The organism is Pseudonocardia sp., from assembly GCF_035305885.1.
Lineage (GTDB): Bacteria > Actinomycetota > Actinomycetes > Mycobacteriales > Pseudonocardiaceae > Pseudonocardia.
In genome coordinates, this window is the sequence record NZ_DATGOP010000077.1 from 1 (window position 1) to 7,847 (window position 7,847).

At 74.5% G+C, this 7,847-nt stretch carries 10 protein-coding genes; 4 read left to right on the top strand and 6 right to left on the bottom strand.

Annotated elements, in window-relative coordinates; translation table 11 throughout:
• Positions 1–108: 108 nt before the first annotated feature.
• The 6 genes from VKZ81_RS16215 to VKZ81_RS16240 all read right to left on the bottom strand — a co-directional run bounded on the left by VKZ81_RS16215 (position 109) and on the right by VKZ81_RS16240 (position 4,534).
• Entirely contained in the window at positions 109–456 is a 348-nt protein-coding gene (locus VKZ81_RS16215) for an RNA polymerase-binding protein RbpA (RefSeq protein WP_324242404.1), read from the bottom strand.
• 13 nt (positions 457–469) lie between these two features.
• Positions 470–706 carry a preprotein translocase subunit SecG gene (gene secG, locus VKZ81_RS16220; RefSeq protein WP_324242405.1) on the bottom strand — a complete coding sequence of 79 codons (237 nt, stop codon included), beginning with the start codon at positions 704–706 and terminating at the stop codon, positions 470–472.
• 135 nt (positions 707–841) lie between these two features.
• The gene (gene tpiA / locus VKZ81_RS16225) at positions 842–1,630 is read right to left on the bottom strand and encodes a triose-phosphate isomerase (RefSeq protein ID WP_324242406.1); all 789 of its coding nucleotides are present in this window, start codon (positions 1,628–1,630) and stop codon (positions 842–844) included.
• Positions 1,630–2,817 carry a phosphoglycerate kinase gene (locus VKZ81_RS16230; RefSeq protein WP_324242407.1) on the bottom strand — a complete coding sequence of 396 codons (1,188 nt, stop codon included), beginning with the start codon at positions 2,815–2,817 and terminating at the stop codon, positions 1,630–1,632. The genes tpiA and VKZ81_RS16230 overlap by 1 nt, the downstream gene beginning before the upstream one ends.
• Positions 2,814–3,830: a type I glyceraldehyde-3-phosphate dehydrogenase gene (gap, locus tag VKZ81_RS16235; protein WP_324242408.1), complete on the bottom strand. Its 1,017-nt coding sequence runs from the start codon at positions 3,828–3,830 to the stop codon at positions 2,814–2,816. Before gap ends, VKZ81_RS16230 begins: the two co-directional genes overlap by 4 nt.
• 110 nt (positions 3,831–3,940) lie before the next feature.
• On the bottom strand, positions 3,941–4,534 hold the full coding sequence (locus tag VKZ81_RS16240; protein WP_324242409.1) for an O-methyltransferase: 594 nt from the start codon (positions 4,532–4,534) through the stop codon (positions 3,941–3,943).
• 68 nt (positions 4,535–4,602) lie between these two features.
• Here VKZ81_RS16240 and VKZ81_RS16245 point away from each other — a divergent pair, with 68 nt between their 5' ends.
• The 4 genes from VKZ81_RS16245 to VKZ81_RS16260 are packed head-to-tail and all read left to right on the top strand — an operon-like array spanning position 4,603 to position 7,840.
• On the top strand, positions 4,603–5,454 hold the full coding sequence (locus tag VKZ81_RS16245) for an AraC family transcriptional regulator (protein ID WP_324242410.1): 852 nt from the start codon (positions 4,603–4,605) through the stop codon (positions 5,452–5,454).
• Between the two features lie 9 nt (positions 5,455–5,463).
• Positions 5,464–6,828 carry an FAD-binding oxidoreductase gene (locus VKZ81_RS16250; RefSeq protein WP_324242411.1) on the top strand — a complete coding sequence of 455 codons (1,365 nt, stop codon included), beginning with the start codon at positions 5,464–5,466 and terminating at the stop codon, positions 6,826–6,828.
• The gene (locus tag VKZ81_RS16255) at positions 6,813–7,271 is read left to right on the top strand and encodes a pyridoxamine 5'-phosphate oxidase family protein (protein ID WP_324242412.1); all 459 of its coding nucleotides are present in this window, start codon (positions 6,813–6,815) and stop codon (positions 7,269–7,271) included. The genes VKZ81_RS16250 and VKZ81_RS16255 overlap by 16 nt, the downstream gene beginning before the upstream one ends.
• Before the next feature lie 2 nt (positions 7,272–7,273).
• Positions 7,274–7,840, top strand: a complete 567-nt coding sequence (locus tag VKZ81_RS16260) for a dihydrofolate reductase family protein (RefSeq protein ID WP_324242413.1) — start codon at positions 7,274–7,276, stop codon at positions 7,838–7,840.
• The last annotated feature ends 7 nt before the right edge of the window (positions 7,841–7,847 follow it).

A 7,847-nucleotide genomic window follows, 5' to 3' on the forward strand; every position in this document is an offset into this window, starting at 1 on the left:
CGCGACGGTCGCGTCGTGACGGTGGCCGCCTCGGCCGTGCCGGAGGGCACCACCGCGGCGCAGCTGGTGATGGCGTTCGACCAGCAGGTGGCCGCGCTCAGCCGCTAGCTAGGACTGCAGCTCGCGCTGGGCGCGGAGGCGGTTGAGCGCCTCCTCGAGGATCGCCGCGCCGTCCGCGTCGCTGCGGCGCTCCTTCACGTACGCGAGGTGCGTCTTGTACGGCTCGGTGCGCGGCGGCGCGGGCGGGTTCTCCCGTTCCCGACCGGCGGGCAGGCCGCAGCGCGGGCAGTCCCACGACTCCGGGATGTCCGCGTCGACGGCGAACGACGGCGTGGTGATGTGACCGTTCGCGCAGAAGTACGGGATGCGTGAGCGTGGCGCCGTCTCGCCCCGCTCGGACTCCCCCATGGGACCGGCCCCCACTCGGGTGCCGCGGATAGCGTTGCCGCCGGACATCCCCGTGCCTCCTTCAGACCCCGACCCGAACCAACAGTCCAGTGCCGATGATCGCGATCACCCAGATCGCAGCGACGAACAACGTGAGCCGGTCGAGGTTCTTCTCGACCACGCTCGACCCGGACAGGCTCGACTGCACCCCGCCGCCGAACAGGCTCGACAGGCCACCCCCGCGGCCGCGGTGCAGCAGGATGAGCAGCACGAGCAGCACGCTGGAGATGATCAGCACGATCTGCAGGGCCAGTTCCATCCGATCCTCATTCCGAGTTGCTCGCGCGCTCCACCGACAGCTGTGCCGGGAACGGCAAGACTACCGTGACCGCCGTCGCAGCCCGGCCGCGGGTGGACGCGCCCACATCCACCCACGGCCCGGCTGCGGGATCTCCTACGGCAACGGGCCGCCCGCCGCGATCGCGCAGAGCTGCGCGAACTCGTCCGCGTCCAGGCTGGCCCCGCCGACGAGCGCGCCGTCCACATCGGGCTCGGCCACGATCTCGCCGACGTTCTTCGCCTTCACCGAGCCGCCGTAGAGCACGCGGACGCTCGAGGCGATCGCCTCGCCGTACTTCGCGGAGACGGCGCCGCGGATCGCCGCGCACACCTCCTGCGCGTCCGCCGCGCTCGCGACCCGCCCGGTGCCGATCGCCCACACCGGCTCGTAGGCGATCACCAGGTTCTGCGCGTGCTGGCTCTGCACCTTCTCCAGCGCCGCGGTGACCTGCCGGGTGGTGTGCGCGACGTGCTCGGCCGCCTCGCGCACCTCGAGGTTCTCCCCGACGCACAGGATCGGCACGATCCCGTGCCGGATCGCCGCGTGCACCTTCTTGTTGACGAGCGCGTCGTCCTCGCCGTGGTACTCGCGCCGCTCCGAGTGCCCGACCACCACGTAGCGGCAGCCGAGCTTGGCGAGCATCGCCCCGGAGACGTCCCCGGTGTAGGCGCCGGAGTCGTGCGGCGACAGGTCCTGCGCCCCGTGCACGAGCTTCAGCTTGTCGCCGTCGATCAGCGTCTGCACCGAGCGGATGTCGGTGAACGGCGGCAGGACGGCCACCTCGACCTTGTCGTAGTACTTCTCCGGCAACGCGAAGGCGATCTTCTGCACCAGCGCGATGGCCTCGAGGTGGTTGCAGTTCATCTTCCAGTTGCCGGCGATGAGCGGCTTCCGGACGGCCATCAGCTTCTCTCCAGTACGGCGATGCCGGGCAAGGTCTTGCCCTCCAGGTACTCCAGCGAGGCGCCACCGCCGGTGGAGATGTGCGAGAACCCGTCCTCGGGCAGGCCGAGCGCGCGCACCGCGGCGGCCGAGTCGCCGCCGCCCACGACGCTGAAGGCGTCCGAGTCGACGATCGCCTGCGCCACCCCGCGGGTGCCCTCGGCGAACGGCGCCAGCTCGAACACGCCCATCGGGCCGTTCCAGAACACCGTGGCCGCGCCCGAGAGCACCTCGGCGAACGCCGCGACCGACGCCGGGCCGATGTCGAGGCCCTTCCACCCGTCCGGGATGGCGTCGGCGGCGACCGTCTGCGTCTTCGCCTCGGCGGAGAACTCGTCGGCCACCACGACGTCGGTCGGCAGCACGATCTTGCCGGTCTCCAGCAGCGTGCGGCAGGTGTCGATCTGGTCGCGCTCCAGCAGCGAGTCGCCGACGCCGTAGCCCTGGGCGGCGAGGAACGTGAAGCACATCCCGCCGCCGACGAGCAGGGCGTCGACCTTCGGCAGCAGCGCCTCGATCACCGCCAGCTTGTCGGAGACCTTCGAGCCGCCGAGCACCACGGCGTAGGGCCGCTCGGGGGCACCGGTGAGCTTGCGCAGCACCTCGACCTCGGCGAGCACCAGCCCGCCCGCGTACGCGGGCAGCTGCTGCGCCACGTCGTAGACGGAGGCCTGCTTGCGGTGCACCACCCCGAACCCGTCGGAGACGAAGGCCCCGTCGGAGCCGGCCAGCGCGGCGAGCTCGCGGGCGAACGCGGCGCGCTCGTCGTCGTCCTTGGACGTCTCGCGCGGGTCGAACCGGATGTTCTCCAGCAGCACGACGCCGCCGTCGGCCAGCGCACCGACCGCGGCCCGCGCCTGTTCGCCGTGGCCGGCGAGGACGACCTCGGTGCCGAGCAGCTCACCGAGCCGCGCCGCCACCGGCGCGAGCGAGTACTTCGGGTCCGGCCCGCCCTTCGGCCGGCCCAGGTGGGCGGTGACCACGACCCGCGCCCCCGCCTCCCGCAGCTTCGCCAGGGTGGGCACCGAGGCGCGGATGCGGCCGTCGTCGGTGATCGTCGAACCGTCGAGGGGGACGTTGAGGTCCGAGCGGACCAGCACGGTCCGCCCGGACACGCCCTCGGCGATCAGGTCGTCGAGCGTCTTCACAGCTTCGAGGCCACCAGCGCGGTGATGTCGACGAGCCGGTTCGAGTAGCCCCACTCGTTGTCGTACCAGCCGAACACCTTGACCTGGTTGCCGATGACCTTGGTCAGCGGCGCGTCGTAGATGCAGGACGCCGGGTCGGTGACGATGTCCGACGACACGATCGGGTCGTCCGAGTAGCGCAGGTAGCCCTTCAGCGGGCCCTCCTCGGCCGCGGCCTTGTAGGCCGCGTTGACCTCCTCGACCGTGACCTCCTTGCGGACGTCCACGGTGAGGTCGGTGATCGAGCCGGTGGGCACCGGGACGCGCAGCGAGTAGCCGTCGAGCTTGCCGTTCAGGTGCGGCAGCACGAGCCCGATCGCCTTCGCGGCGCCGGTGGAGGTCGGCACGACGTTCAGCGCGGCCGCGCGGGCGCGCCGCTTGTCCTTGTGCGGCCCGTCCTGCAGGTTCTGGTCCTGCGTGTAGGCGTGGATCGTGGTCATCAGACCCTTCTCGATCCCGAACGCGTCGTCGATCACCTTCGCCAGCGGGGCGAGGCAGTTGGTGGTGCAGGACGCGTTGGAGATGATCGACTGCGAGCCGTCGTACGCGTCGTGGTTGACGCCCATGACGATGGTGAGGTCGGGCTCGGTCGCCGGGGCCGAGATGATCACCTTCTTCGCGCCGGCCTCCAGGTGCTTGGCGGCCGCCTCGCGCTTGGTGAACAGCCCGGTGGACTCGATGACGACGTCGACACCGAGGTCCTTCCACGGCAGCTCGGCCGGGTCGCGGACCGCGAGCCCCTTGAAGCCCTTGCCGTCGACGATGATCTCGTCGTCGGTGTGGGTCACCTCGTACGGCAGCCGGCCCAGGATCGAGTCGTACTTGAGCAGCCCGGCCAGCGTCGCGTTGTCGGTGATGTCGTTCACCGCGACGATCTCGATGTCGGTGGTACCCGCCGCCCGCTGGGCGTCCACCGCCCGCCAGAAGTTGCGGCCGATCCGGCCGAACCCGTTCACGCCCACCCGCACGGTCATGTGCGTGCCTCCTGTCACCGCTCTCGCGTGTCTGGAACCGGCGTCAACCCTAGTCGCCGCGGGCGCGAAGGCTGAGCCAGGGTCTTAATCGATTCGGGTGTCGATCCTGGTCACACCGCCCGTTCGCCCGCCACCGCGACGAGCTCCCCCTTGCCCACGGGGATCGTCGTCACGGCGCGCAGGTCGCGGCGCAGCAACCGCTCCAGCGGCGCGATCTCGTCGGGGTGCGACAACGCGTTGTCGGCCACGAGCACCCCGCCCGGGCGCAGCACGCGCACCGGGTGCGGCCACCACGACGGGTACTCGGTGCGCTCGGCGTCGAGGAACAGCAGGTCGACCGCGCCGTCGTCGAGCTCGGCGAGGCCCGCGCCGCCGTCGCCGAGCCGCAGGTCCACCTGCTCGGCGAGCCCCGCCTCCGCGAGGTTCGCCGCCGCGTCGCGCTGGGCGGCGGCGTCGGTGTCGAAGCTCGTGACCCGGCCGCCGGTCGCGCGGGCGGCGTCGGCGAGCCAGAGCGTCGACACCCCCCGCGACGTGCCGACCTCCACGATGCCGCGGGCGCCGGTGGCCTGCGCGAGGAACCACAGGAACCGGCCCGCGTCCGGCTCCAGCACGCGCCACCGGTCGCGCCGGTCGGCCTGCGCGGCGTCGTGCCGGGCCGCGGCCGCGCCGACCCGGTCGATCACCGCCTGCACCGCGTCGTCCACGGCCCGGATCGTGCCAGAGCCGCGGCGGTGGCTTGGCCCGCCGCGCGGGCCGGGAGCAGGATTCGCCCATGCCACCCGCGGAGCAGGGGTACGTCGAGCGGCTGCCCGTGCCCGCGCTCGCCGACGTCGTCTCGACGGTGTGGGTCCAGCGGGTCGCGCCGGACGCGGCCGCCTACCGGCAGCGGAACCTGCCGCACGGCGGCACCGAGATCGTGTGCACCGTCGGCGGCCCACCCCGCGTCCTCGGCCCGCTGACCGGGGCGCACCTGGAGGTCCTCGTCCCCGGCAGCACCGTCGTGGGGATGCGGCTGCGCCCCGGCGCGGCCCGGGCGCTGCTCGGGGTGCCTGCGTCCGAGTTGACGGACCTGTCCGTGCCGGTCGACGCGCTGTGGGGCCGGGCCGCCGCCGCGCTCGGCGACCGGGTGGGCGACGCGGGCTCGCCCGAGCGGGCGCTCGCCACCTTCCAGCACGGGGTACTGGCCCGCCGCGCCGCGGAGGACGACCCGGACCCGCTCGTCACCGCGGCCGTTCGCCTCCTGATGCCCGGCGGCCCCGGCGTGGCCGCCCTGCCCCGCCTCCTCGGCGCCTCGGAGCGCACCCTGCGGCGGCGCTGCTTGGCCGCGGTGGGCCTCGGCCCGAAGGCGCTGCACCGGGTGTTGCGCTTCCAGGGGTTCCTCGCCCGCGCGCAGCAGGCCATGGCCGCCGGGCGCTCCCCCGGCGCGCTGGCCGACCTCGCCGTCGACGCCGGTTACGCCGACCAGGCCCACCTCACCCGCGAGTGCGTGCGGCTGACCGGCGCCACCCCGCGGTCGTTCCTCGCCGAGGCCGCCGACACCTGCGCCTGCGGGCACGACCACGCCGCGTCCTACGGCCCGCTGCTGGCCGGAACGTTCAACAACGCCGCCGCGGACGCCTCGTAGCGTGCCCGGGTGATCCGCAGCGAGCGCGAGCTCACCGCCTTGCAGGGGACGATCTCCGGCGAGGTGGTGCTGCCGGGGGCGCCGGGCTACGACACCACCCGCCGGCCCGCGATCGGCCGCTTCCACCACGTCCGCCCCCGGGCGGTCGTGCGCTGCGCGGACGCCTGCGACGTCGTCGAGACGCTCGCCGTCGCCCGGCTCCTGCGGCTGCCCGTGGCGGTCCGCGGCGGCGGGCACTGCTTCGCGGGACGCTCCTCGACCACCGGGATCGTCCTCGACGTCTCCCCGATGGACGCCGTCACCGTCGCCGACGGGCAGGCCGTGGTCGGCGGGGGCACCCGGCTCGGGCCGCTCTACGACGCGCTCGCCGCGCACGGGCTGACCATCCCCGCCGGGTGCGGCCCGACCGTCGGGATCGCCGGGCTCACCCTCGGCGGCGGCTTCGGGGCGCTCGGTCGCCGGTACGGGCTCACCTGCGACCACCTCGCCGGTGCGCGGGTCGTGTGCGGCGACGGGCGGGTGGTCGACTGCGACGCCCGTCGCGAACCGGACCTGTTCTGGGCCCTGCGCGGCGGCGGGCCGGGCACCGCGGTCGTCACCGCGCTGCGGTTCCACCCGGTCCCGGCACCCCCGACCACCGTGTTCCACCTGGCGTGGCCCGCACCGGCCGCTGCGGCGGTCGTCGCGGCGTGGCCGGGCTGGGCCCCCACCGCGGCCGACGAGCTCACCGCGACCCTGCGCCTCGTCGCGCCCGCCGAGCCCGACCGGCCCGTGGAGGTGGCGCTCGTCGGGACGGTGCTCGACGGCGACCCCGTCCCCCTGCTGGACGAGTTCGTCCGCCGCGCGGGCGCCGAACCGACGCGGGCGACGTCCGCGCCCGGCTCGTACCGGGAGGCGAAGCGGTCGCTGGCCGGGCTGGGCGGCAGCGGGGCCGACCAGCCGGGCGTCCGGTACGGCCGCTCGGGCTTCTTCCGCCGCCCGCTGCCCGCGGACGCGGCGGCCGCGCTCGCGCACGCCGTCGTGGCCCGCCGGGTGCCCGGCGAACGGCACGAGGTCGCGTTCACCCCGTGGGGCGGCGCCTACAACCGCGTGCCGCCCGACGCCACGGCGTTCGCCCACCGCGCCGAGGCCTACCTGGCCGAGGTCGCGGTCGTCACCTCGGGGGGTGTCCCGCGCGGGCTGCACCGCTCGTGGGCGGCGATCGCCCCGTTCGGCACCGGCGGCGTCTACCCGAACTTCCCCGACCCCGACCGCGCGCTCCCCGCCGCGGCGTACCACGGCCCCCACCACGACCGGCTGCGGCGGATCCGCAGCGCCACCGATCCCGACGCGGTCCTGTCCACCCGACTGGAGGAACCATGCCCGGCCCCCTGACCCCCGACGAACGCGAACGCTTCCTCGCCGAGCCCCACATCGCCGTGGTGAGCGTCGCCGCCGACCCGGACCGCGACCCCGGCCGCCCGCCCCTCGCCGTGCCGATCTGGTACCACTACGCGCCCGGCGGCGAGGTGTCGTTCTTCACGGCCACACAGGGCCGCCCCGCCCGCAAGACGGGCCTCGTCCGGCGGGCCGGCGCGCTGACCATCACCGTCCAGAAGCACGACCCGCCCTGGAAGTACGTCTCCGTCGAGTGCCGCGTCGTCGGCGACGACCAGCCCCCGACGCGCGAGCAGATGCTGCGGATCGTCGAGCGCTACCTGCCGCCCGACGCCGCGGCCGGGATGGTCGACGCCGAGCTCGCCCACCCCGCGTCCCGGCTCGTCGTGTTCACCGCGCGCCCGACCCGCTGGGTCTCGTTCGACTTCGCCGAGGGGTGATCGTGTCCCGGCTCGTGCTCTACATGGCCATGTCCCTCGACGGCTTCATCGCAGGCCCCGACGACCGCCCCGGCCAGGAGCTCGGCCGCGCGGGCGGGCGGCTGTTCAACTGGCTCGACGACCGCGGCTCCGACGGCCCCAACGGGCAGGTGTACCGCGAGGCGCTCGCCACCCGCGCCGTGATCTCCGGCAGGCGCACGTTCGAGCTGGCCGGGCGGTGGCAGGGCGACCACCACGACGGCGTGCCGATCTTCGTGCTCACCCACCACGTGGACGAGGACGACGTCCCGCCGGGCAGCGCCCGCTTCGTCACCGACGTCGACGAGTGCGCCGAGCGGGCCCGGGCCGCGGCGGGTGGCCGCGACGTCCTGGTGCACGGCGCGGGCGCCGCCCAGGCGCTGCTGCGGGCCGGGCAGCTCGACGAGATCGCCATCCAGCTCGTGCAGGTGCTGCTCGGGGACGGGCGGCGCCTGTTCGACGGCCTCGGCCCGGAGCACGTCGAGCTCGAACCGGTCCGGGTGCTGCCCGGCCGCGACGTCACGCACCTGCGGTACCGGGTGCTGCGCTGACGCGCCA

Excerpts from the sequence above, each read along its gene's own strand:
- VKZ81_RS16215 (WP_324242404.1), bottom strand. The coding sequence starts at position 456 with ATGTCCGGCGGCAACGCTATCCGCGGCACCCGAGTGGGGGCCGGTCCC.
- secG (WP_324242405.1), bottom strand. The coding sequence starts at position 706 with ATGGAACTGGCCCTGCAGATCGTGCTGATCATCTCCAGCGTGCTGCTC.
- tpiA (WP_324242406.1), bottom strand. The coding sequence starts at position 1,630 with ATGGCCGTCCGGAAGCCGCTCATCGCCGGCAACTGGAAGATGAACTGC.
- gap (WP_324242408.1), bottom strand. The coding sequence starts at position 3,830 with ATGACCGTGCGGGTGGGCGTGAACGGGTTCGGCCGGATCGGCCGCAAC.
- VKZ81_RS16245 (WP_324242410.1), top strand. The coding sequence starts at position 4,603 with ATGCCACCCGCGGAGCAGGGGTACGTCGAGCGGCTGCCCGTGCCCGCG.
- VKZ81_RS16255 (WP_324242412.1), top strand. The coding sequence starts at position 6,813 with ATGCCCGGCCCCCTGACCCCCGACGAACGCGAACGCTTCCTCGCCGAG.